The organism is Kitasatospora sp. NE20-6 (assembly GCF_045862635.1).
Genome location: NZ_BPRL01000038.1, coordinates 1 through 23,355, shown reverse-complemented (window position 1 = coordinate 23,355; position 23,355 = coordinate 1). Strand labels below are relative to the sequence as shown.

Here is a 23,355-nt window from a genome sequence, read left to right as displayed (position 1 = left end):
GGCTCAGGTACGCGTGGCGATGCATGGGACCAGCCTGGCGTGCTGACGGTTCGTCGTACAAGGGTCGTCTCACCTTCCGGGCACGCCTGCGGGGCCGCGGGCGGCTCCTCCGCCGCCCGCGGCCCCGCGGTGCCTGCCGCTACGCGGCGGCGGCGACCGGCACCTCCGCCGGCTCCAGGGCCAGCGCCAGCACCTCCCGCACGTCGGCGACCGGGTGCACGGCCAGCCGCTCCAGCACCTCGGCCGGCACGTCGTCCAGGTCGGCCTCGTTGCGCCTGGGGATGATCACCGTGGTGATCCCGGCCCGGTCGGCGGCGAGCAGCTTCTGCTTCACCCCGCCGATCGGCAGCACCCGCCCGGTCAGCGACACCTCGCCCGTCATCGCCACGTCGGTGCGCACCTTGCGGCCCGAGAGCAGCGAGGCCAGCGCGGTCGTCATGGTGACGCCGGCGCTCGGCCCGTCTTTGGGGACGGCCCCGGCGGGCACGTGCAGGTGGATGCCGCGCTCCCGCAGTCCGGTGACGGGCAGTTCCAGCTCGGCGCCGCGCGAGCGGAGGTAGGAGAGCGCGATGTGCGCGGACTCCTTCATCACGTCGCCCAGCTGCCCGGTCAGGGTCAGCCCGGTCGACCCGGTCTCGGCGTCCGCCAGCGAGGCCTCGATGTAGAGGACGTCGCCGCCGGCGCCGGTGACGGCGAGGCCGGTGGCCACGCCCGGCACCGCGGTACGCCGCTCCGCGGGCTCCTGCGCGGACTCCGGGGTGTGGTGCGGCCGCCCGATGAGCGCCCGCAGGTCGTCGGCGCCGATCGCGACGGGCAGCTCGCGCTCGCCGAGCTCGCTCTGCGCCGCGACCTTCCGCAGGATGCGGGCGATCGAGCGCTCCAGGGTGCGCACGCCCGCCTCGCGGGTGTACTCGCCGGCCAGCCGGCGCAGTGCGCCCTCGTCGACGGCGACCTCGTCCGTCTTCAGCCCGGCCTTCTCCAGCTGGCGGGGCAGCAGGTGGTCGCGGGCGATGACGACCTTCTCGTCCTCGGTGTAGCCGTCGAGGCGCACCAGCTCCATCCGGTCGAGCAGCGGCTCGGGGATGGCCTCCAGCACGTTGGCGGTGGCGAGGAAGACCACGTCGGAGAGGTCCAGCTCGACCTCCAGGTAGTGGTCGCGGAAGGTGTGGTTCTGCGCCGGGTCGAGCACCTCCAGCAGGGCGGCGGCCGGGTCGCCGCGGTAGTCGGAGCCGACCTTGTCGATCTCGTCGAGCAGGACGACCGGGTTCATCGAGCCGGCCTCCTTGATCGCGCGGACGATCCGGCCGGGCAGCGCGCCGACGTAGGTGCGCCGGTGGCCGCGGATCTCCGCCTCGTCGCGGACGCCGCCGAGCGCCACCCGGACGAAGGAGCGGCCCATGGCGCGGGCCACCGACTCGCCGAGCGAGGTCTTGCCGACGCCGGGCGGGCCCACCAGGGCCAGCACCGCGCCGCCGCGGCGGCCGCCGACGAGGCCGAGACCCCGGTCGGCGCGGCGCTTGCGGACGGCCAGGTACTCGACGATGCGGTCCTTCACGTCCGCCAGACCGGCGTGGTCGGCGTCGAGCACGGCGCGGGCGCCGGCGATGTCGTACGCGTCCTCGGAGCGCTCGCTCCAGGGCAGCTCCAGCACGGTGTCCAGCCAGGTGCGGATCCACGAGCCCTCGGGCGACTGCTCGCTGGAGCGCTCCAGCTTGTCGACCTCCTTGAGGGCGGCCTCGCGGACCTTCTCCGGCAGGTCGGCGGCCTCCACCCGGGCCCGGTAGTCGTCCTCCTCGGAGGCCGCACCGCCGTCGAGCTCGGCCAGTTCCTTGCGGACGGCCTCCAGCTGGCGGCGCAGCAGGAACTCCTTCTGCTGCTTGGCCACGCCCTCCTCGACGTCCTTGCGGATGGTGTCGTTGACCTCCTCCTCGGCGAGGTGGTCGCGCAGCAGCGTCAGCGCGTAGCCGAGGCGGGCGAGCTGGTCGGCCTCCAGGAGCACCTTGAGCTTCTGCTCGGCGGTGGCGAAGGGGGCGTAGCCGATGTTGTCGGCGAGTTCGCCGACGCCGTCGATCTGGGCGACGCGGTCGACGATCTGCCAGGCGCCGCGCTTGCGCAGCCACTCGGTGGAGAGCGCCTTGTACTCCTTGACCAGCTCGGCGGCGCGGCCCGCCACCGGGGTGCCGACCGAGGACTCGCGGAAGGGCGTGGTCTCGACCCAGAGCGCGGCGCCGGGGCCGGTGGTGCCGGCGCCGATGCGCACCCGGCGCACGGCGCGCACCAGCGCGGCGGGGTCTCCGTCGGCGAGGCGCCCGACCTGCTCGACGGTGGCCAGCGTGCCGACCGCGGCGTAGGAGCCGTCGAGCCGCGGCACCAGCAGCACCTGGGGCTTGGCGCCGGCGGCCCCGGCCGCCCGGGCGGCCTCGACGGCGGCGCGGACCTCGGCGTCGGAGAGGTCGAGCGGGACGACCATGCCGGGGAGCACGACCTCGTCGTCGAGCGGCAGCACGGGCAGGGTGAGCGGTGTGGACGTCGATGCCATGATCTCTCCCCAGTCAGTGAAGTTGAGCTGACCTGACTAAGGATCGGCGGGGCGCGATTGTTCCCCGGCCGGTGTTCGCTCTGGGCGATCGGTCGGCGACCCGGGGAGAGGCGCAGCTCAGGCGTGCGACGGGAGTGCCGGGCGGCCTGCCGTCCGGGGCGGCCCGGGGCGGATCCGGCGCCGCAGCGGCCGCCAGAGGGCGATGCCGGCGAGGAGGGCGGCCGGATGGCCGGTGACGGTCACCGGATCCGCCCCGAGGAGGGACGACTGCGCGACGTACACGGCCGCGGCGGCCAGCACGGCCGCCCGGGCGCGCGGGCGGAGCAGCCCCGCGAGGGCCCCGAGGCAGGCGAGCACGCCGTAGCTGACGCCGATGTCGAGGGCGTCGAGGAGGTCCGGGGAGAGCCGGCCGGCGGCGACCGAGGCGAGCACGACGCCCTGGGAGAGCAGGGTCGCGCCGACGTGCCCGGCGACGAACACCGCGGCGGCCGGGCCGGCGCCGACCCGCCGTTCGAGCGGGGCGACGGTCAGCGCGAAGGCCCAGAGGTAGGGGGTCCAGATCGGCCCGGCCACCCAGAGGCCGCTGGCGAGCAGGGCGGGCGCGGGGTGGTGCAGGAGGTTGTGGACGTCCGTGCTGGAGAGCGCCTGCAGCCGGTGCACCCGCACGGGGTCGCCGAAGCGGGCGAGGAGCGTGGTGCCGAGCAGCAGGGCGAGGTACGCGACGGTGAAGGGGGTGCGGCGGGGGGTCGGCACCGCGCCGCGCAGCAGCCGGACGGCCGGGTGCGGTCCGGGTGGGTCCGCCGGGTGGCCGGCGCCTGCCATGGGCCCTCCGTCCGCCGCCGGCGGACCGGCGCGCGAGGCCCTCGCAGCGGTGGTGAGGGCGCACGGGGATGCGCACGGACGGTGCCCGCGAGGACACCGTCGATCCTTGTCGTGACCACGATACGTTCCCAGCCTGGGAGCCTGCTGGGTAAGAGCTGTGAAGGTTGCTTGAGCTTCGGCGACGTCCGCGGCCGCCTTGGTCCGTACCTTCCCTCCGTTCACGGACGAGCATCGCTTCCGTAAGGACCGCAACCCCGGCCAGGGGTCGTACAGAGCGTTCCGGCCGGGAAAATCGCCCGGTAAGGTATCGCCCCGTGCCCGGTCCCGGACGGGAACCGGCACGGCCATGGCCCGGATCCACCCGAGCCATCTGCCGGAACGCCCACGGTGTCCGTACTCTGCGTGGAGTGCGGGCCGGGTGCGCGAGCCACACGGCGCATCCACGCCGCGCAGGAAGCCGTCGGCGGAACGGCGCCCTGCGGGACACGGCAGGCCGGGCACAAGCCCACGACGGAACAAGACGACTACGACGCGGCGCCCGCCACCCCCACAGGTGGCCGGCCCGCAGCCCTGGGGGCGGTGGCGTGACCGTGACAGAAATTCAGCAGGAGACCGGCAGCAGCCAGGTCGGTACGCAGCGGCGGGTGCTGGTGGTGGAGGACGAGCCCACCATCGCCGAGTCCATCGCGGCCAGGCTCGGCGCGGAGGGCTTCAAGGTCGCCGTGGCCCACGACGGCCCCGGCGCGGTGGACGGGTTCCACACCTGGCAGCCCGACCTCGTGGTGCTCGACATCATGCTGCCCGGCTTCGACGGCCTGGAGGTGTGCCGCCGGATCCAGGCGCAGCGCCCGGTGCCCGTCCTGATGCTCACCGCCCGCGACGACGAGACCGACCTGCTGGTCGGCCTGGGCGTCGGCGCGGACGACTACATGACCAAGCCGTTCTCGATGCGCGAGCTGGCCGCCCGCGTCAACGTGCTGCTGCGCCGCGTGGAGCGCGCCCAGCAGGCCGCGAGGACGCCGGCCCTCGGCTCGCTGCGCTTCGGCGAGCTGGAGATCGACCACGTGCAGCGCCGGGTGCGGCTCGGCTCGGGCGACGTCCACCTGACGCCGACCGAGTTCGACCTGCTGGCCTGCCTCGCCGCGCAGCCGCGCGCGGTGCTCACCCGCGAGCAGCTGCTCGCGGAGGTCTGGGACTGGACGGACGCCTCGGGCACCCGCACGGTCGACAGCCACGTCAAGGCGCTCCGCCGGAAGATCGGCGCGAGCTGGATCCGCACGGTGCACGGCGTCGGGTACGCCCTGGAGGCACCGCTCTCCTAGCTGTTCTCCGACGGCGTCGCGCCGAGGGCTGGGCCGCCGGGGGGCCCACGCTCTCGTCCCGCGGGGTACCGACACCCAGGGACACCATGACCTTTCCGCAGCAACGCAACAAGGACGCCGCCGCGCGTCCGCGCCCCGGCCTGGCCGGCCGGGCCGCCCGCCGGGTGTGGGCCGACATGCGCCCGTTCGACCCGGTGCGATCGATCAAGGGCAAGCTCGCCCTGCTGGTGATCGTGTCCGTCTTCCTGGCGACCGGCATGGTGGTCGTCGCGATCCGCTCCGAGACGCAGATCCGGATCATCATGATCTTCTCGATGATCGCGTCGCTGCTCTTCATGCAGTTCCTCGCGCACGGGCTGACCGCCCCGCTGCGCGCGATGACCGCCGCCGCGAGCGCCATGGCCCGCGGCGACTACAGCACCCGGGTCGACACCGCCTCCCGGGACGAGATCGGCGAGCTCGCCGACTCGTTCAACCGCATGGCCGCCGACCTGGAGGCCGCCGACCGGCACCGGCGCGAGCTCATCGCCAACGTCTCGCACGAGCTGCGCACGCCCATCGCCGCCCTCCGGGCCGTCCTGGAGAACGTCGTCGACGGCGTCGTCCAGCCCGAACCGAAGACGCTGGGCGCGGCGCTGGAGCAGACCGAGCGGCTCGGGCGGCTGATCACCCACCTGCTGGACCTCTCCAAGCTCGACGGCGGGGTCGTCCCGCTCGACAGCCGCCCCTTCGAGGTGCGCCCGTTCCTGGACGGCGTGCTGCGCGGGGTCACCGTCGACGGCGCCACCGCCGGCGGCGCGTACGGGCGGCGCGGCGACGTGCAGCTGAGCCTGGACGTCGATCCGCCCGGCCTCACGGCCGTCGCCGACGAGGAGCGCCTGCACCAGGTGGTGGCCAACCTCGTCGACAACGCCTGCAAGCACTCGCCGGCCGGCGGCACCGTGACGGTGCGTGCCCGGCCCGGCGAGGGGCGCGGCGGGCTGCGGCTGCAGGTCGAGGACCAGGGGCCGGGCATCCCGGTGCAGGACCGCGAGCGGGTGTTCGAACGCTTCGGCCGCAGCGGCACCGCGACGGCCCAGGGGCCGGGCAGCGACGGCGGCACCGGCCTGGGCCTGGCCATCGCCCGCTGGGCGGTCGACCTGCACGGCGGCGAGATCCGGGTGGCCGAGGCCGCGCCGGGCTGCCGGATCGAGGTCTCGCTGCCGGGTGAGCCCATAGCGGTGTAGTTGTCACACAACCGGTACATACCGGGGCCGGTCCCGCTCGGGGCCGGCCCCGGAGTCCGTATTGTCGGGTTTTCAGGGGATAATGACGGTGAGCGAAGGTGTCAGGTTCCCTGCCTGCGCGGTTTTGTAACGCGCACAATCGGCCCAAAATCGGCCGGTCACTGTGATCTGGGCGACGCCTGGCCTCGGAGGACTGCGCGATCACTGGTCGGAGGCGTAGCCTTAATCCCCGCTGTCCACCATCCAAAAAGGAAGCGGAAGAGGGCGGTTGCCCCGATGTCGCCACACCCTGAAACCCCCAGCTCGGCAAGTACCACTGGCTTCGGCCCCAACGAGTGGCTCGTCGACGAGATCTACCAGCAGTACCTCCAGGACCCGAGTTCCGTAGACCGGGCCTGGTGGGACTTTTTCGCCGACTACAAGCCCGGTACCGAGGTGACTCCAGTGACCCAGGCCGCAACCCAGGTCGGCCCCGCGCCGACCACCGTTGCTGCTCCTGCCGCTCCTGCCGTCGAGGCGGCGCCCGCCCCCGCTGCACCGGCCGCGCCGGTCCAGCCGGCGCCTGCGCCACTCGCCGCAGCCCCTGCAGCGCCGCCCGCGCCGAAGGCCGCCGCTCCCGCGGCCGCCCCCGCGCCGACCGCGCAGGGCCCCGAGCTCGTCCAGTTGCGCGGCCCGTCCAAGGCCGTCGCGACCAACATGGACGCCTCGCTGGAGGTGCCGACCGCGACGTCGGTGCGTGCCGTCCCGGCCAAGCTGCTGATCGACAACCGCATCGTCATCAACAACCACCTGCAGCGCGCCCGTGGCGGCAAGGTGTCCTTCACCCACCTGATCGGTTACGCCCTGGTCCAGGCCATCAAGGCCTCCCCGGGCATGAACCACAGCTACAAGGTGGAGGACGGCAAGGCCTACCTGGTCAAGCCCGCGCACGTGAACCTCGGCCTCGCCATCGACCTGGTGAAGCCGAACGGCGACCGCCAGCTCGTCGTCGCGGCCATCAAGAAGGCCGAGACGCTCGACTTCTTCGGCTTCTGGCAGGCCTACGAGGACATCGTCCGCCGGGCCCGCGCCAACAAGCTGACGATGGACGACTTCACCGGCGTCACCGTCTCGCTGACCAACCCCGGCGGCATCGGCACCGTGCACTCCGTGCCGCGCCTCATGCAGAACCAGGGCACCATCGTCGGCGTCGGCGCCATGGAGTACCCGGCCGAGTTCCAGGGCTCCTCGCCCGAGACGCTGGCCCGCCTCGGCGTCTCGAAGATCATGACGCTGACCTCGACCTACGACCACCGGGTCATCCAGGGCGCGGCCTCCGGCGAGTTCCTGCGCACGATCCACCAGCTCCTGCTGGGCGAGCACGGCTTCTACGACGAGGTCTTCGAGTCGCTGCGCATCCCCTACGAGCCGGTGCGCTGGGCGACGGACGTCGCCGCCACCCACGACGACGAGGTCAACAAGACCGCGCGCGTCATGGAGCTCATCCACGCGTACCGCGTGCGCGGCCACCTCATGGCCGACACCGACCCGCTGGAGTACAAGCAGCGCAAGCACCCCGACCTGGACGTCGTGCAGCACGGCCTCACCCTGTGGGACCTGGAGCGCGAGTTCGCGGTCGGCGGCTTCGGCGGCAACAAGATGATGAAGCTCCGCGACATCCTCGGCCTGCTGCGCAACACGTACTGCCGCACCGTCGGCATCGAGTACATGCACATCCAGGACCCGAAGCAGCGCAAGTGGCTGCAGGAGCGCCTGGAGAAGCCGTACACGAAGCCCGAGCGCGAGGAGCAGCTGCGCATCCTGCGCCGGCTGAACTCCGCCGAGGCCTTCGAGACGTTCCTGCAGACCAAGTACGTCGGGCAGAAGCGTTTCTCGCTGGAGGGCGGCGAGTCGCTCATCCCGCTGCTGGACGCCACGATCGACGCCGCCGCCGAGCACCGCATCGACGAGGCCGTCATCGGCATGGCCCACCGCGGCCGCCTGAACGTGCTGGCCAACATCGTCGGCAAGCCGTACGGCAAGATCTTCGGCGAGTTCGAGGGCAACCTCGACCCGAAGTCGATGCACGGCTCCGGCGATGTCAAGTACCACCTGGGCTCCGAGGGCACCTTCACCGGCCTCGACGGCGAGACCATCAAGGTGTCGCTCGCCGCCAACCCGTCCCACCTGGAGACGGTCGACCCGGTCGTCGAGGGCATCGCCCGCGCCAAGCAGGACATCCTCGACCAGGGCGGCACGACCTTCCCGGTGCTGCCGATCCAGGTGCACGGCGACGCGGCCTTCGCCGGCCAGGGCGTCGTCGCGGAGACCCTGAACATGTCGCAGCTGCGCGGCTACCGCACCGGCGGCACCGTGCACATCGTGGTGAACAACCAGGTCGGCTTCACCGCCGCCCCGGCGTCCTCGCGCTCGTCGATGTACTGCACCGACGTCGCGCGCATGATCGAGGCGCCGATCTTCCACGTGAACGGCGACGACCCGGAGGCCGTGGTCCGCATCGCGCGGCTCGCCTTCGAGTTCCGGCAGGAGTTCCACAAGGACGTCGTCATCGACCTCATCTGCTACCGCCGCCGCGGTCACAACGAGGCCGACAACCCGTCGTTCACCCAGCCGCTGATGTACGACCTGATCGACAAGAAGCGCTCGGTGCGCAAGCTGTACACCGAGGGCCTGATCGGTCGCGGCGACATCACCATGGAAGAGGCGGAGCAGGCGCTCCAGGACTTCCAGGGCCAGCTGGAGAAGGTCTTCGCCGAGGTCCGCGAAGCCGCGGGCGCCCCGGCGGCCGCCGCCAACGGCAAGCCCGTCGCGGACTTCCCGGTGAGCATCCAGACCGGCATCTCCGAGGAGATGGTCAAGCGGATCGCCGCCTCGCAGGTCAACCTGCCGGACTGGCTGACCGTGCACCCGCGCCTGCTGCCGCAGCTGCAGCGCCGCGCCGCCTCGATCGAGGACAACACCATCGACTGGGCCACCGGCGAGGCGCTCGCCATCGGCTCGCTGCTGATGGAGGGCCACCCCGTCCGCCTCGCCGGCCAGGACAGCCGCCGCGGCACCTTCGGCCAGCGCCACGCCGTCCTCATCGACCGCAACACCGGCGAGGACTACACCCCGCTGCTGTACCTGACGGAGGACCAGGCCCGCTTCACCGTGTACGACAGCCTGCTGTCCGAGTACGCGGCGATGGGCTTCGAGTACGGCTACTCGCTGACCCGCCCGAACGCGCTGGTCATGTGGGAGGCGCAGTTCGGCGACTTCGTCAACGGCGCGCAGACCATGGTCGACGAGTACATCGCCTCCGCCGAGCAGAAGTGGGGCCAGCACTCCGGCGTCACCCTGCTGCTGCCGCACGGCTTCGAGGGCCAGGGCCCGGACCACTCGTCCGCCCGCCCGGAGCGCTTCCTGCAGCTGTGCGCGCAGAACAACATGACGGTCGCGATGCCCACCTCGCCGTCGAACTACTTCCACCTGCTGCGCTGGCAGGCGCACAACCCGCACCACAAGCCGCTCATCGTCTTCACCCCGAAGTCGATGCTGCGTCTGAAGGCCGCCGCGTCCGCCGCCGCCGAGTTCACGTCCGGGGCGTTCCGCCCGGTCATCGGCGACAGCACGGTGGACCCGGCGCAGGTGCGCAAGGTCGTCATCACCTCCGGCAAGTTCTACTACGACCTGGAGTCGGCCCGTGCCGAGCGCGGTGTCACCGACACCGCCATCGTCCGGGTCGAGCGGCTCTACCCGCTGCCGATCTCCGAGCTGCAGGAGGAGCTGGGCCGCTTCGGCGACAACGTCCAGTTCATCTGGGCGCAGGAGGAGCCTGCCAACCAGGGCGCATGGCCGTTCATCGCCATGAACCTGGTCGACCACCTGCAGGTCGTCATCGGCCGCAACGCCAACGGCGCGCGCCTGCGCCGTGTCGCCCGGACGGCCTCCTCGGCCCCCGCGGTCGGCTCGGCCAAGCGGCACGCCGCCGAGCAGCAGGGCCTCGTCGACGAGGTGTTCTCGCTCTGACGCGGCACCGCTGACACGGCGTCGCCGACGCACCGTCACGAGGCCCGGTCCCGCTCCCGCGGGGCCGGGCCTCGGCGCGTGCGGCGACACCCCGCCGGTCTGCCGGTCCGTCAGGTCGCTACGGTGTGACCGTCCTGTCGCACCGTGGGGGAGCCGCCGCCATGCCCGCCGATCTGCCGTCCGTCTTCCAGCCGCTCCACCCGGACGACCCCCGGGAGGTCGGCGGCTACCGGCTGTTCGCCCGCCTGGGCGCCGGCGGCATGGGGCGGGTGTACCTGTCGTACACGCCGGGCGGGCGGCCGGTGGCGCTCAAGGTGGTGCGCCCGGAGTTCGCCGAGGACGGGGAGTTCCGGCGGCGGTTCGCCCAGGAGGTGGCGAGCGCACAGCGCATCCACGGCCTGTACACCGCCCAGGTGATCGACTCGGGCGCCGACGCGGACGCGCCGTGGCTCGTCACCGCCTACGTGCCCGGCCCCTCGCTGCAGCAGGTGATCCGCGAGCACGGGGCCCTGCCCGTCCGCACGGTGCTGCTGCTGATCGGCGGCATCGCCGAGGCCCTGCAGGCGATCCACAGCGTGCAGGTGGTGCACCGCGACCTCAAGCCGGCCAACGTGCTGGTCGCCGCGGACGGCCCGCGGGTGATCGACTTCGGCATCGCCCGGGCCGCCGACGCCACCGCGCTCACCGGCACCGGCTTCCGGATCGGCTCGCCCGCCTTCATGTCGCCCGAGCAGGCCCAGGGGCGGCCGGTCACCCCCGCCACCGACGTCTTCGCGCTCGGCGCACTGGCCGCGTACGCGGTCGGCGGCACACCGCCGTTCGGCGAGGGCCCGGAGACGGCCGTGCTCTACCGCGTGGTCCACGAGCCGCCGGACCTCGGGAACGTGCCGGCCGACCTGCGCGGACTGCTGGAGCGCTGCCTCGCCAAGCGGCCCGAGGACCGGCCGGCCCCGGCCGAGCTCATCGAGGCCGCCCGCAGCCACCCCGGGGTCGGCGGTCAGCTCCGCTTCTCCGACGACTGGCTGCCCGCACCCGTCGGCACGGAGATCACCCGGCGCGCCGACCTGCCGCGGACCCCGCCCACCCCGCTGCCGGCACCGCCCGCGGGGCCGCCGACCCTACCGGCCGGCGCGCCCTCGCCCGCCGCTCCCCCGCCGCCGGCCGGACCACCGGCCGGCACGGTCGCACCGCCGCCCGGGGTGGCACCGCCGCTCGGGGCCTTCGGGCCGCCGCAGGCCCCCGCGGGCGCACCGGCCCCGCCCGTACCGCCGGGGCAGGCGACTCCGTACCAGCACCAGCAGCACCAGCACCCGGGCTTCGCCGCCACGGCGCCGCGGCCCGCGGCCCACCCCGGCCCGGCGCCGGTCCGGCGGGGCGGGGTCTCGTGGCGGACGGTGCTCGGCATCGCGGCGGCGACCGCGGCCGCCGGCACGCTCGCCGGCGTCCTGCTGACGAGCGGCGACACGGAGGGCGGCACCGCGGGGCAGCGGCACCCGGCCGCGCAGGGCACCGCGCCCGGCGGCGGCACGGGGACGGGGGCGGGGACGGACAAGACTCCGGCGGCGTCCCGGGAATCGGCCGGGGCGGGCGGCTCCGCCACGGCGGCGCCCGGCGGCACGTACACCGAGCTGTACCGCGACCGCGAACTGGCGAGCCCGGACTACACGTACGTCTTCGACCTGGCGAACGGCAAGGTCGTCTCCTCCTCGACGTCTCCGGCCTGGGCGCTGGAGCCGACCTACGGCCACTTCACCTGGTCGAGCGGTTCGGACGTCTACTTCGACAAGCAGCCGCAGCTCACCCCGGCCGCGTGCACCGGCGGCATCGAGCAGCAGCCGCTGACCGAGCTGAAGTACGACGACCTGCCGGCCGGCCGGCTGTTCTGCGTGCGCAACCGGGAGAGCGGCGACGTGGTGATCGCGAAGGTGGTGGAGCAGGGCCGGGCCAGCGGGGCGGCCAGGGTGTCGCTCACCTACTACCGCAACGACGCCTGACCTGCCGGGACTATTCTGACCGGGTCACACCCCACCGGACCGGAGCGCACCGTGTACTTCACCGACCGAGGCATCGAGGAGCTGGCGAGCCGGCGCGGCGACGAGGAGGTCACCTTCGAGTGGCTGGCCGAGCGCCTGCGCGAGTTCGTCGACCTCAACCCGGACTTCGAGGTCCCCGTCGAGCGGCTGGCCACCTGGCTGGCCAGGCTCGACGACGAGGACGAGGACTGACCCCGAGACCACCCCGAGACGGGCCCGGAAGCAACCCCTGCTTCCGGGCCCTCGCGGTCTCCGGCCCTTGACTTCCGCGATACGCGACATATCGTGTTGAGGAGTGAACGCGATACATCGCGATCGGGAGGACGGGGAACAGTCATGAGCCAGTGGACGGTCGAGGGACCTGAGAAGATCACCATCGACGAGCCGGTCACCGCACTGCACGTGCGGATCATGGGCGGCGCCGTCAACGTCGTCGCCGCCGACGGCCCGGCCCGCCTGGAGGTCACCGACCTGGAGGGCGAGCCGCTGCTCGTCACCCTCGACGACGGCGTCCTCACCGTGGCCTACAAGGACCTCAGCTGGGCGGAGCTCGGCGAGGCCGTGAAGTCCGTGCAGACCGTCAAGGCGTTCCTCGGCTCCCTGCGCCGCCGGCGCAGTGCCTCGGTCTCCCTCGCCGTGCCCGCCGGCACCGAGGTCCGCTCCGGCTCCGCCTCGGCCGAGACCACCGTCTCCGGCCTCACCGGCCCGGTCACCGTGCACGGCGCCAGCGGCGCCACCACCCTCGTCGGCCTCTCCGGACGCATCCATGCCAACACCGTCTCCGGCGACGTCGACGCGCAGTCCGTCTCCGGCGAGCTGCGGGTGCACACCGTCTCCGGGCAGCTCACCGTCGTCGCCGGCACCGCCGACAAGGTGCAGGCCAAGACCGTCAGCGGGGCGGTCACCCTCGACCTCGACGTGCAGACGCCCACCGACATCGCCGTGACCACCGTCAGCGGCCCGGTCGCCGTGCGACTGCCCTCGTTGGCGGACGCCAAGGTCGAGGCCGGCACCACCACCGGCGACGTCAGCTCCACCTTCACCGAGCTCACCGTGGCCGGCAGCTGGGGCGCCAAGCGGCTCTCCGGCCAGCTCGGCAGCGGCAGCGGCCGGCTGCAGGTCACCACCGTCTCCGGGCCGATCACCGTGCTCCGCCGCCCCGACACCGACGACGACGCTCCCGTCAGGGAGCTCGCCCCCACCGCCGACACCGCCGCGCCGGACACCGCCGGCCCCGACCTCACCAAGGAGGCCTGAGCGATGACCCCCGTCTTCGGCCACGGCCGGCTCCGCCTCTACCTGCTCAAGCTGCTCGACGAGAGCCCACGGCACGGCTACGAGGTGATCCGCCTCCTGGAGGAGCGCTTCGAGGGGCTGTACGCGCCCTCCGCCGGCACCGTCTACCCGCGGCTCGCCAAGCTGGAGAAGGAGGGCCTGGTCGCCCACAGCACCGAGGGCGGCCGCAAGGTCTACCGGCTCACCGACGCCGGGCGCTCCGAGCTGGCGGCCCGCCAGGGCGAGCTCGCCGAGCTGGAGGTGGAGATCCGCGACTCGGTCGCCCAGCTCGCCGGGGCCATCCGCGAGGACGTCCGGGACACCGCCAAGGACCTCCGCGAGGAGCTGTGGGGCGCCGCCCGGCAGGCCCCCCGCCCGGAGGCCGCCCCCGGCGGCGGCGACCCGTGGGCGGGCCCCTGGGGCGACCGGGAGTCCTGGCAGCGCGCCAAGGAGGAGTACGAGCGCTTCCGCACCCAGGCCAAGGAGCAGGCCAGGCGCGCCAAGGAGCAGGAGCGGGCCGCCAAGGCCCAGGCGAAGGCCGCCGAGGAGGAGGCCCGCCGGCTCCGCGCCCAGTCGAAGGCGGCACGCAGCGCCACCCAGCAGGAGGCGCTGCGGATCAAGCGGCGCGTCGAGGAGCAGGTCCGCGAGCACGCGGCGCGCGGCGACTGGTCGACCGGCCTGACGGAGGGCCTGGCCGAGCTGACCCGCAGTCTCGGCGGACTGGCCGACGCCGCCCGCTGGGGACAGCCCGGCTCCGCCGAGGACGTCCGGGTGACCCGGATCGACCTCGACAAGGACACCGACCCGGGCACCGGTCAGGACGCCGGCGCGGCCGAACGGCCCGCAGCGCCCGCCGAGGTGCCGGCCTGGGCCCGCACCGACGCCGTCGGCGACCCGGCGCGCGAGCTGGAGCGGCTGCTCGACCGGTTCCGCGACCAGGTCCGCGACGCCGCGCGCGACGGCGGCGTGACGGCCGGCCGGCTGGACGACGCCCGTGCGGTGCTCGTCTCCGCCGAGGAGCGGCTGCGGCGGCTGCTCGGCTGACGGGCGCCTGCACGGGCCGGACCCGCCGTCGCCGGTGGCGGCGGCGGGCCTTGCCGTGCCGACCCGGTGTCGGGGCGCCAGGGCGTCAGGGCGTCAGGGCGTCAGGGCGTCAGCACGATCTTGCCGAAGACGTCGCCCTTGGCCAGCCGTGCGAAGCCGTCCCGGGCGTCGGCCAGCGGCAGCACCGAGTCGATGACCGGCCGTACGCCGGAGTTGGCGCAGAGGGCGAGCAGCCCGGCCAGCTCCTCCTTGGTGCCCATGGTCGAGCCGACCACGCGGAGCTCCAGGAAGAAGATCCGGTTGAGCTCGGCGGCCTTCGGGCTGGGCCCGGAGGTCGCACCGGAGATCACGATCGTGCCGCCGGGCCGCAGCGACTTCACCGAGTGCGACCAGGTGGCGGCGCCGACGGTCTCCATCACGGCGTCGACCCGCTCGGGCAGCCGGGCGCCGCTCTCGAAGGCGGCGTCGGCGCCGAGGTCGACGGCCCGGGCGCGCTTGACCTCGTCGCGGCCGGTGACCCAGACGCGCAGCCCGGCGGCCTTGGCGAGGACGACCAGCGCGGTCGAGACGCCGCCTCCGGCGCCCTGGACGAGCACGGTGTCGCCGGGCCTGACCCCGGCGTTGGTGAAGAGCATGCGGTAGGCGGTCAGCCAGGCGGTCGGCAGGCAGGCGGCCTGCTCGAAGGTGAGTTCGGCGGGCTTGGGCAGCAGGTTCCAGGTGGGGACGGCGACCTTGGCCGCGAAGGTGCCCTGGTAGCGCTCGGTGAGGATGGAGCGGGGCTCAGCGGCGCCGACACCGTGGCCGCTCTGGCCGACGACGGAGTGCAGGACGACCTCGTTGCCGTGCTCGTCGATGCCGGCGGCGTCGCAGCCGAGGATCATCGGGAGGCGCTCGGCGGGCAGGCCGACGCCGCGCAGCGACCACAGGTCGTGGTGGTTGAGGGTGGCGGCCCGGACGGTGACGATGCTCCAGCCCTCGCGCGCCTCGGGCTCCGGGAGGTCGCCCAGCTCCAGGGCGCTCAGCGGGTCGTCGGCGTCGGTGCGGGCGGCGTAGGCAGCAAACATGCCCCGGACGATAGCCGCGCCGACCGGGGCCCGGTACCACGCGTCGGTGTGACCCTCGTTGCGTGTCGGTGCCCCGGCCGGCTCTGGTACGGCCGGGCGGACGCGGCGGGCGGCGGGCGCCCGCCGGTGCGTCAGCGGCGGGCGACGCCCTCGGCGCGGGCGGCCTCGGCGACCGCCTTGGTGACGGCCGGTGCGACCCGCTCGTCGAACGGCGACGGGATGACCTTCTGCGGGGTCAGCTCGTCGGCGACGACGGCGGCGAGGGCCGTGGCGGCGGCGAGCTTCATGCCCTCGGTGATCCGGGTGGCCCGGACCTGCAGCGCCCCGGCGAAGATGCCGGGGAAGGCCAGCACGTTGTTGATCTGGTTCGGGAAGTCGCTGCGTCCGGTGGCGACCACCGCGGCGTACTTGTGGGCGACCTCCGGGTGGATCTCCGGGGTGGGGTTGGCCATCGCGAAGACGAAGCAGCCCGGCGCCATGGTGGCGACGACCTCCTCGGGCACGGTGCCGCCGGAGACGCCGATGAAGACGTCGGCGCCGGCGAGGGCGTCGGCGAGCGTGCCCTTGAGTCCGCTGTGGTTGGTGAGCGCGGCGATCTCGGCCTTGACGTCCGTGAGGTCGCCGCGGCCCTCGTGCACCACGCCGCGGCGGTCGCAGACGGCGACGTCGCCGATGCCGGCGGCGACGAGCATCTTGGCGATGGCGATGCCGGCCGCCCCGGCGCCGGAGATGACGGCGCGCAGGCTGTGGACCTCGCGGCCGGTCACCTTGGCCGCGTTGCGGAGGGCGGCGGTGGTGACGATGGCGGTGCCGTGCTGGTCGTCGTGGAAGATCGGGATGTCCAGCGCGTCCTGCAGGCGGCGCTCGATCTCGAAGCAGCGCGGGGCGGAGATGTCCTCCAGGTTGACGCCGCCGAAGGACGGCGCGAGCCGGACGACCGTCTCGACGATCTCGTCGACGTCGGTGCAGGCGAGCGCGATCGGCACGGCGTCGACGCCGCCGAACTGCTTGAAGAGGATCGCCTTGCCCTCCATGACGGGCAGCGACGCCTCGGGGCCGATGTCGCCGAGGCCGAGCACCGCGGTGCCGTCGGTGACGACGGCGACGGTGTTGGCCTTCCAGGTGTAGTCGTTCACCAGGTCGGGCTGCTCGGCGATGGCGGTGCAGACCCGGGCGACACCGGGGGTGTAGGCGAGGGACAGGTCGTCCGCGTCGCGGACCGGGACGGTGGCCCGGACCTCCATCTTTCCGCCCCGGTGGAGCGCGAAGACGGCATCGACCGGATCGTCGGTGTCCTGGGTGTTGGGGTGGATGATCTCCGCTGCCACAGTGACCTCTTCGTCAATGATCAGCGAGCGCGCACGGGCCGACGGTGGTTCGGCCCCGCGGACCCCGCCGTGAGGACGGCGATGCCGGGTGCGCCGTACGGCACACCCGGGGTCCGGGGGTCGGGGCGCCGTCGGACGGCGCCCTCGAATGAGGGTTTTGGGGTGTTCTGCGCTGTGCTTCCGGTCGTGTCCAGGCGTACCCGCACGGATACGTACGGCGACACGCACCGCTTGAGCCTAGATCGGACGAAGGCACCGCACCTGTGCCTTTGTGTCCTCGTCGCGCGCCGTTCACCGCGCTGCCGCACGTGACGGGCGCCGGGCCACGGGGGCCGGGCCGTCGCGGACGGAGCGGCTGCGAGGCGGCGCACGCACCCGCAGGAGTGAATGCAGGCCAGAAGGGGAGCTGGTGCCTCGGCTACGGAGTCGGCGTCGTCGACTTCCGGTCCTGCGCACCCCGAAATCCGCTCTGCCCGATTGTGGGCAGGGGAGCCGGCGGCCTGCGTTCGTTCGTCGGGGGTCACCCGATACCAGATTCTGACATACCCGCGACCTCCGGCAGCAGGGCGGGATGGCAGGATCACATTTCCCGCACCGGCATCCGGACAGGGGCGTCTCTTCGGCGGACGCCCCGGCCCGCCCCAGGCGCCGACCCGCGCCGGCACCACCGCTCCCACAGGAGGACCCCCGCATGCACGCCAACGCGCCCATATCCGCCCGCGTACTGACGGTCGGCGCGGCACTCGCCGCCGGCTCCCTGGTGCTGACCGGGTGCAGCAGCGCCGGATCCGGCAAGAGCAGCGCCGACGACCTGCACAGCAAGCTGCCCGCGCGGATCCAGCAGGCGGGGGTCCTGAAGATCGCGTCCGACCTGAACTACGCGCCGGTGGAGTTCAAGGGCGCCGACGGCACCGCGACGGGCATCGACCCGGACATCGCGCTGGCCATGGGCAAGGTGCTGGGCGTGAAGGTGGAGTTCACGGACACGGCGTTCGACAAGCTGATCCCGGGCCTCCAGGCGAAGGAGTTCGACATCGCGATGTCGGCGATGACGGACAACCGCCAGCGCCGGGAGGGCACGGACGACAAGGGCGTCCAGACCGACCCCGGGGTCGACTTCGTCGACTACTTCATCGCCGGCACGTCGATCCTGGTCGCCGAGGGCAACCCGAAGAAGATCAACAAGCTGGACGACCTGTGCGGCCACACCGTGGCGCTGCAGCGCGGCACGACGCAGGCCGCGATCGTCGAGCGGCAGGTCGGCGCCTGCAGCCGGGTGCGCAAGCCGCTCACCGTGAAGCTCTTCGACAACGACAGCCAGGCGCTCGCCGAGCTGGCGGCCGGCCGTGCGGACGCCGACCTCAACGACTTCCCGGTGGCCGCCTACGTCGCCTCCAAGGGCGGCCCGAACGGGACGAAGTTCGCCGTGGCGGGCCCCCAGCTGCAGCCGTCCCCGTACGGCATCGCGGTCGCCAAGGGGGACACCGAGCTGCGGGACGTCATGGCGAAGGCCCTCAACCAGATGATCCGTAACGGTGAGTACGAGGCGGTGCTGGAGAAGTGGGAGGTTTCGGCCGGTGCCGTGCAGAACGCGGTCGTGAACGGCGGCTTCTGATCCGGTCCGGTCACGCAGGGGCCCGGCCTCCGGGCCGGCGCCCCAGGCTCGGCTGCATACTTATACACAGGGTGACAGGGGCACGGAATTCGTCCGGATAGCGGACACCAAAGCCCCTTGTTATCCGATTTTGATCTGAATCAGCGTCCTTTCACCCCCGTCGAGTGGCAGGATTCCACCCAACTCGGATCGAAAAACGCCTCTTCACAGACACTCCCCCGGTGAGGCGATCCGGCTGGCGCTCACCTCGGCGGAGGGTGGCGACGGCACGAGCCCGACACCTGAAGACCTGACCGACCGGTGGTCCACGCGGCACGACGGTGTGCCGGTGCGCGGACCGGTCGACCGCCACCCCCCGGCGGAGCGTTCCGCCCGTCTCTCCTCAGGAGGAGATCCTTCTCATGACCGCTCGCACCCTGCGCCCTCGCATCGTCGCGGCTGGTGCCGCCCTCGCGGCCGGAACGCTGCTCCTCACCGCCTGCGGCAGCAGCGGCGACAGTTCCACCGGTGGCAGCACCGCCGGCTCCTCGGCCCCCCTCTACAGCAAGCTGCCCGCCGACATCCAGAAGGCCGGTGTCGTCAAGGTCGGCTCCGAGGTGGCCTACGCACCGGTGGAGTACAAGCAGGGCGACAAGATCACCGGCATCGACCCGGACCTGGCCGAGGCGCTCGGCAAGCAGCTCGGCGTGAAGTTCCAGATCCAGGACGCCGGCTTCGACACCCTGATCACCTCGCTCAGCACGGGCCGCATCGACCTGATCATGTCGGCGATGACCGACAACAAGGAGCGTCAGGGCAAGGGCGTCGACTTCGTCGACTACTTCAGCGCCGGCACCTCGATCCTGGTCCAGAAGGGCAACCCCAAGGGCATCAAGTCCCTGGAGGACCTCTGCGGCCAGACCGTCGCCCTCCAGAAGGCGACCGTCAACGAGGACACCGCCAAGGCGCAGTCCGAGAAGTGCAAGGCCGCCGGCAAGGCTGAGATCACCATCCAGGGCTACGAGCACGACGGCGAGGCCCTCCTCAAGCTGAAGTCCGGCGCCGCCGTGGCCGACCTCAACGACTACCCCGTCGCCGCGTACAACGCCCAGACCTCCGGCGGCGGCAAGGACTTCGAGGTCGTCGGCGAGCAGATCGACCCGGGCCTGTACGGCATCGGCGTCTCCAAGGACGACACCCAGCTCCGCGACGCGATCAAGGCGGGCGTGGACGCGCTGATCGCCAACGGCGAGTACGCGAAGATCCTGGAGAAGTACGACGTCAAGCTCGGCGCGGTCACCGAGGCGAAGATCAACGGCGGTTCCTGACCCCGTGCGACCGGGCCCGCGGCCTTCCGCGGGCCCGGTCCCGTCCTCGTCCCCACCGCCCGCCCGAGAGGCCCCCCACCATGAGTAACACCCCGACCGGTGCGGATCAGGTGCCCGCCGAGCACGTGATCAAGGCCATTCCGGTCCGCCACTACGGCCGCTGGGTCTCCGCGGTCGTCGTCGTCGGCCTGCTCGCCGCGCTGATCGCCGCCTTCGCCAACGCGAAGATCGACTGGTCGATCACCGGCGACTACCTCTTCACCTCGTCCATGCTCCAGGGCGCCGGCAACACGCTGCTGATCAGCGTCTGCGCGATGGCGCTCGGCCTGCTGCTCGGCGTGGTCGCCGCCGTCATGCGGCTCTCCCACAACCCGGTCACCTCCACGGTCGCCTGGGGCTACATCTGGCTGTTCCGCGGCACCCCGGTGCTCGTCCAGCTGCTGATCTGGTGGAACCTCGCGCTGATCTTCCCCACCATGTTCGGCGTCTCCACGAACGACCTCATCACCCCGTTCATGGCGGCCCTGCTCGGCCTCGGCATCAACGAGGGCGCCTACATGGCGGAGATCGTCCGGGCGGGCATCCAGTCCGTCGACGAGGGCCAGACCGAGGCCGCGCACGCGCTCGGCATCTCCCGCGCCAAGACGATGCGCCGCATCGTGCTGCCGCAGGCGATGCGGGTGATCGTGCCGCCGTCGGGCAACGAGTTCATCAACATGCTGAAGACCTCGTCGCTCGCCTACGTGGTCACCTACCCCGAGCTGCTGACCAAGGCCAAGGACGTCTACACCGGCAACCTCGCGGTGATGGAGCTGCTCTTCGTCGCCTGCTTCTGGTACCTGGTGCTCACCACGGTCTTCAGCATCGGCCAGTACTACCTGGAGCGGCACTACGCGAAGGGCTCCAGCCGGAGCCTGCCGCCGACCCCGCTGCAGAAGATCAAGAAGAACCTCTCGTTTGGGCGGACGCGATGACCGATCTCGAAAAGCCCGCCTCCGGCCAGGTCCTGGTGCGGTCCGAGGGCGTCCGCAAGTCCTTCGGCCTGGTCGAGGTGCTCAAGGGCATCGACCTGGAGGTCCGGACCGGCGAGGTGTTCTGCCTCGTCGGGCCGTCCGGCTCCGGCAAGTCGACCTTCCTGCGGTGCATCAACCACCTGGAGAAGATCAACGCCGGCCGGCTCTGGGTCGACGGCGAGCTCGTCGGCTACCGCCAGAAGGGCGACAAGCTCTACGAGCTCAAGGACAGCGAGGTCGCGCTCAAGCGCCGCGACATCGGCATGGTCTTCCAGCGGTTCAACCTGTTCCCGCACATGACGGCGCTGGAGAACGTCGTCGAGGCGCCGATCCAGGTCAAGGGCGTCAACCGGGCGGCGGCCAGGGAGAAGGCCCGCGAGCTGCTGGAGCGCGTCGGCCTGGCCGACAAGGCCGACAACTACCCCTCGCAGCTCTCCGGCGGCCAGCAGCAGCGCGTCGCCATCGCCCGCGCGCTGGCGATGGAGCCGAAGCTGATGCTCTTCGACGAGCCCACCTCGGCGCTCGACCCGGAGCTCGTCGGCGACGTCCTGGACGTCATGCGGCAGCTGGCCCAGGACGGCATGACGATGATCGTCGTCACCCACGAGATGGGTTTCGCCCGCGAGGTCGGCGACGCGCTGGTGTTCATGGACGGCGGTGTCGTGGTCGAGTCCGGCCACCCCCGCGACGTGCTCACCAACCCCCAGCACGAGCGCACCCGCGCGTTCCTGTCCCGCGTGCTGTAGTCCGGCGGCGGCCACCCGGCCGCCCGGACGCCTGCCGTACGGTCCCCGCCGCACCCCGGCGGGGACCGCGGCGTTTCCGGCCCCCGGCACCCCGCCGGACGGGCAGCCGGACGGGCAACAGGGCGGGCAACCGGCGACCCGGTACCGGCGGCCGCCCGTCGGTAATACCCTTAAGGCAGCTTGCCCGTTACCGGCCCTGGAAGGACCACCCGTGGAGCTCGCCTCGTACGCCGACTTCGCCGTCCGGCTGGTGAACACCGAGGAGCCGGAGCGCGGCCGGGACGCGCTGACCTCGGTGGACGCCGTCCGCACCCTGTTCGGCAGCCCCTCGCGCGCGGCCGCCCTCGCCGACGAGTCGGACCTCCCCCGGCTGCGGGCCGTCCGCACCCGGCTGCGCGGGGTCTTCGAGGCCGCCGCCGAGAGCGACGAGATCCGGGCCGTCGACCTGCTCAACAGCCTCATGGTCGAGTACCCGGTCAGCCCGCTGGTCTCCGGGCACGACTACCTCGACGAGGCCGGCCGGCCCCGCTGGCACCTGCACCTGGCGGACAACGCCGCCACCGCCACCGCCAACTTCACCGCGGTGGCCTGCATGGGCCTGGCCATCCACCTGACCCAGCTCGGCGCCGACCGGCTGGGCATCTGCCAGGCCCAGCCCTGCCGCAACGCCTACCTCGACACCTCCACCAACCGCTCGCGCCGCTACTGCTCCGACCGGTGCGCCACCCGCGCCAACGTCGCCGCGTACCGCGCCCGCAAGCGGGAGGAGGCGGCCCGCACCGCGCTCGCCGCCCACGCCCAGGGCTGACGGGACCGCGGCGCCCGGCCCGGCCCCGCCCGGAGCCCGCCCGCCCGAAGCCCGCCCGCTCAGAGCTCGGCGTCGAGCGGGCGGAAGGCGCCGAGCCGGGCCGCCAGGCCCGGCAGCCGGGCGAGCAGCGCGCCGTGCAGCAGCCGCTCCAGGCCGCGCGGCGGCGCCAGCCAGGCCGGGCGCGGCGCGAACCGCAGCAGCACCCGGCCGAGCACGAGGTCGTCGGGCACCGGCCCGAACTCGCGGCTGTCGGTGGTCACCAGCGGGTTGTCGGAGAGCAGCCACCAGCCGCCGCGGCGGCGTCCGGCGGCCCGCTTCACCACCAGCAGGTCCTGCCGCAGCGGGTGCCGCACGACGGCCACGGCGCCGGGCCGCAGCCGCGCGCCGTAGCGGACGAGCACCCGGTCGCCGTCACGCAGGGTCGGGCGCATCGAGGGCCCCGCGACGTCGACCACCCCGAAGGGCAGCAGGCCGCCCGGCCCGGTCTTCTCGGCCATCCGCTCTCCCCTGCCTGCCGGCGTCGCCGTCCAGTCTCCCCCACGGGGCCCCACCCGCGCCCGTCCGAAATCCACCGATTGGGCCTCCGTCTTTCGCCCTAGGCCACCGGGCCGACCGCGAAACGTAGCGGCCGTCGGGGTAATCTCGCTCGCGGGAAGACGATCTAAGGAAGGACTTCCATGTTCTCTCGTCTGTTTGCTCCGCGAGCCACCGTGCACGCCCACTGCGACCTGCCCTGCGGTGTGTACGACCCGGCTCAGGCCCGTATCGAGGCCGAGTCGGTGAAGGCCACTCAGGAGAAGTACCAGGCCAACGAGGACCCGCACTTCCGTGCGCGCGCCATCGTCATCAAGGAGGAGCGCGCCGAGCTGGTCAAGCACCACCTCTCCGTGCTGCACACGGACTACTTCAAGGCCCCGCACTTCGAGGCCTACCCGCAGCTGCACGACCTCTTCAACAAGGCGGGCAAGGCTGCCTCGGCCGCCAAGGCCTCCACGGACCCGGCCACCGGCCAGGCCCTGCTCGACCTGATCGCCGAGATCGACCGCATCTTCTGGGAGACCAAGAAGGCTGCCTGATCCCGCATCAGCACGAGGGCCCGGTCGCGGCGCACGCCGCGACCGGGCCCTCGCCGTTACCCCCCCCAGCCCCCCCCCCCCCCCCCCCCCGCCCCCCCCCCCCCCGGCCGCCCGCCCCCCCCCCCCCCC

The 23,355-nt window shown here is 72.9% G+C and carries 18 protein-coding genes; 13 read left to right on the top strand and 5 right to left on the bottom strand.

The features are described from left to right. Positions 1-139: 139 nt before the first annotated feature. The gene (gene lon / locus SNE206_RS24375; protein ID WP_407915632.1) at positions 140-2,539 is read right to left on the bottom strand and encodes an endopeptidase La; all 2,400 of its coding nucleotides are present in this window, start codon (positions 2,537-2,539) and stop codon (positions 140-142) included. A 117-nt stretch (positions 2,540-2,656) separates the two neighbouring features. Next, positions 2,657-3,361 (bottom strand): rhomboid-like protein, encoded by a 705-nt coding sequence (locus SNE206_RS24370; RefSeq protein ID WP_407915631.1) that lies wholly within the window; start codon positions 3,359-3,361, stop codon positions 2,657-2,659. Positions 3,362-3,951: 590 nt separating this feature from the next. Between SNE206_RS24370 and SNE206_RS24365 the strand changes: the two genes are divergently transcribed. The 7 genes from SNE206_RS24365 (at position 3,952) to SNE206_RS24335 (ending at position 14,269) form a co-directional block, all read left to right on the top strand. Continuing rightward, the gene (locus tag SNE206_RS24365) at positions 3,952-4,683 is read left to right on the top strand and encodes a response regulator transcription factor (protein WP_405011614.1); all 732 of its coding nucleotides are present in this window, start codon (positions 3,952-3,954) and stop codon (positions 4,681-4,683) included. Between the two features lie 86 nt (positions 4,684-4,769). Beyond that, positions 4,770-5,909, top strand: coding sequence for an ATP-binding protein (locus SNE206_RS24360; protein WP_407915630.1), 1,140 nt, complete (start codon positions 4,770-4,772; stop codon positions 5,907-5,909). Between the two features lie 276 nt (positions 5,910-6,185). Further along, positions 6,186-9,917, top strand: a complete 3,732-nt coding sequence (locus tag SNE206_RS24355) for a multifunctional oxoglutarate decarboxylase/oxoglutarate dehydrogenase thiamine pyrophosphate-binding subunit/dihydrolipoyllysine-residue succinyltransferase subunit (protein ID WP_407915629.1) — start codon at positions 6,186-6,188, stop codon at positions 9,915-9,917. Positions 9,918-10,078: 161 nt separating this feature from the next. Beyond that, on the top strand, positions 10,079-11,911 hold the full coding sequence (locus tag SNE206_RS24350; RefSeq protein ID WP_407915628.1) for a serine/threonine-protein kinase: 1,833 nt from the start codon (positions 10,079-10,081) through the stop codon (positions 11,909-11,911). A 51-nt stretch (positions 11,912-11,962) separates the two neighbouring features. Then, positions 11,963-12,142 carry a DUF6104 family protein gene (locus SNE206_RS24345; protein ID WP_266293877.1) on the top strand — a complete coding sequence of 60 codons (180 nt, stop codon included), beginning with the start codon at positions 11,963-11,965 and terminating at the stop codon, positions 12,140-12,142. 144 nt (positions 12,143-12,286) lie between these two features. Further along, positions 12,287-13,207, top strand: coding sequence for a DUF4097 family beta strand repeat-containing protein (locus tag SNE206_RS24340; RefSeq protein ID WP_407915627.1), 921 nt, complete (start codon positions 12,287-12,289; stop codon positions 13,205-13,207). A gap of 3 nt (positions 13,208-13,210) precedes the next feature. Continuing rightward, the gene (locus SNE206_RS24335; RefSeq protein WP_407915626.1) at positions 13,211-14,269 is read left to right on the top strand and encodes a PadR family transcriptional regulator; all 1,059 of its coding nucleotides are present in this window, start codon (positions 13,211-13,213) and stop codon (positions 14,267-14,269) included. 101 nt (positions 14,270-14,370) lie between these two features. Here the strand turns inward: SNE206_RS24335 and SNE206_RS24330 are convergent, their stop codons facing one another. Both SNE206_RS24330 and SNE206_RS24325 read right to left on the bottom strand, forming a co-directional pair. Beyond that, positions 14,371-15,333, bottom strand: a complete 963-nt coding sequence (locus SNE206_RS24330) for a zinc-binding dehydrogenase (protein WP_407915625.1) — start codon at positions 15,331-15,333, stop codon at positions 14,371-14,373. Positions 15,334-15,464: 131 nt separating this feature from the next. Beyond that, positions 15,465-16,661: an NADP-dependent malic enzyme gene (locus SNE206_RS24325; RefSeq protein WP_407915624.1), complete on the bottom strand. Its 1,197-nt coding sequence runs from the start codon at positions 16,659-16,661 to the stop codon at positions 15,465-15,467. Between the two features lie 691 nt (positions 16,662-17,352). On the opposite strand from SNE206_RS24325, the gene SNE206_RS24320 reads away from it, so the two are divergent. The 5 genes from SNE206_RS24320 to SNE206_RS24300 all read left to right on the top strand — a co-directional run bounded on the left by SNE206_RS24320 (position 17,353) and on the right by SNE206_RS24300 (position 22,150). Then, positions 17,353-18,276 (top strand): ABC transporter substrate-binding protein, encoded by a 924-nt coding sequence (locus SNE206_RS24320; protein WP_407915623.1) that lies wholly within the window; start codon positions 17,353-17,355, stop codon positions 18,274-18,276. Positions 18,277-18,677: 401 nt separating this feature from the next. Further along, on the top strand, positions 18,678-19,583 hold the full coding sequence (locus tag SNE206_RS24315; RefSeq protein WP_407915622.1) for an ABC transporter substrate-binding protein: 906 nt from the start codon (positions 18,678-18,680) through the stop codon (positions 19,581-19,583). Positions 19,584-19,663: 80 nt separating this feature from the next. Further along, positions 19,664-20,557 (top strand): amino acid ABC transporter permease, encoded by an 894-nt coding sequence (locus tag SNE206_RS24310; RefSeq protein WP_407915621.1) that lies wholly within the window; start codon positions 19,664-19,666, stop codon positions 20,555-20,557. Next, positions 20,554-21,342, top strand: coding sequence for an amino acid ABC transporter ATP-binding protein (locus tag SNE206_RS24305; protein WP_407915620.1), 789 nt, complete (start codon positions 20,554-20,556; stop codon positions 21,340-21,342). The genes SNE206_RS24310 and SNE206_RS24305 overlap by 4 nt, the downstream gene beginning before the upstream one ends. A 211-nt stretch (positions 21,343-21,553) precedes the next feature. After that, the gene (locus tag SNE206_RS24300) at positions 21,554-22,150 is read left to right on the top strand and encodes a CGNR zinc finger domain-containing protein (protein ID WP_407915619.1); all 597 of its coding nucleotides are present in this window, start codon (positions 21,554-21,556) and stop codon (positions 22,148-22,150) included. 59 nt (positions 22,151-22,209) lie between these two features. On the opposite strand, the gene sodX is transcribed toward SNE206_RS24300, so the two are convergent. Beyond that, positions 22,210-22,647, bottom strand: a complete 438-nt coding sequence (gene sodX, locus SNE206_RS24295) for a nickel-type superoxide dismutase maturation protease (protein ID WP_407915618.1) — start codon at positions 22,645-22,647, stop codon at positions 22,210-22,212. A gap of 180 nt (positions 22,648-22,827) precedes the next feature. Between sodX and sodN the strand changes: the two genes are divergently transcribed. Then, positions 22,828-23,226 (top strand): superoxide dismutase, Ni, encoded by a 399-nt coding sequence (sodN, locus tag SNE206_RS24290; protein ID WP_405011627.1) that lies wholly within the window; start codon positions 22,828-22,830, stop codon positions 23,224-23,226. Positions 23,227-23,355 lie beyond the last annotated feature (129 nt).

Bases quoted from the DNA above. Each gene is read 5' to 3' on its own strand.
- lon (WP_407915632.1), bottom strand. From the start codon at position 2,539: ATGGCATCGACGTCCACACCGCTCACCCTGCCCGTGCTGCCGCTCGAC.
- SNE206_RS24370 (WP_407915631.1), bottom strand. From the start codon at position 3,361: ATGGCAGGCGCCGGCCACCCGGCGGACCCACCCGGACCGCACCCGGCC.
- SNE206_RS24360 (WP_407915630.1), top strand. From the start codon at position 4,770: ATGACCTTTCCGCAGCAACGCAACAAGGACGCCGCCGCGCGTCCGCGC.
- SNE206_RS24355 (WP_407915629.1), top strand. From the start codon at position 6,186: ATGTCGCCACACCCTGAAACCCCCAGCTCGGCAAGTACCACTGGCTTC.
- SNE206_RS24350 (WP_407915628.1), top strand. From the start codon at position 10,079: ATGCCCGCCGATCTGCCGTCCGTCTTCCAGCCGCTCCACCCGGACGAC.
- SNE206_RS24340 (WP_407915627.1), top strand. From the start codon at position 12,287: ATGAGCCAGTGGACGGTCGAGGGACCTGAGAAGATCACCATCGACGAG.
- SNE206_RS24335 (WP_407915626.1), top strand. From the start codon at position 13,211: ATGACCCCCGTCTTCGGCCACGGCCGGCTCCGCCTCTACCTGCTCAAG.
- SNE206_RS24330 (WP_407915625.1), bottom strand. From the start codon at position 15,333: ATGTTTGCTGCCTACGCCGCCCGCACCGACGCCGACGACCCGCTGAGC.
- SNE206_RS24320 (WP_407915623.1), top strand. From the start codon at position 17,353: ATGCACGCCAACGCGCCCATATCCGCCCGCGTACTGACGGTCGGCGCG.
- SNE206_RS24315 (WP_407915622.1), top strand. From the start codon at position 18,678: ATGACCGCTCGCACCCTGCGCCCTCGCATCGTCGCGGCTGGTGCCGCC.
- SNE206_RS24310 (WP_407915621.1), top strand. From the start codon at position 19,664: ATGAGTAACACCCCGACCGGTGCGGATCAGGTGCCCGCCGAGCACGTG.
- SNE206_RS24305 (WP_407915620.1), top strand. From the start codon at position 20,554: ATGACCGATCTCGAAAAGCCCGCCTCCGGCCAGGTCCTGGTGCGGTCC.
- sodX (WP_407915618.1), bottom strand. From the start codon at position 22,647: ATGGCCGAGAAGACCGGGCCGGGCGGCCTGCTGCCCTTCGGGGTGGTC.
- sodN (WP_405011627.1), top strand. From the start codon at position 22,828: ATGTTCTCTCGTCTGTTTGCTCCGCGAGCCACCGTGCACGCCCACTGC.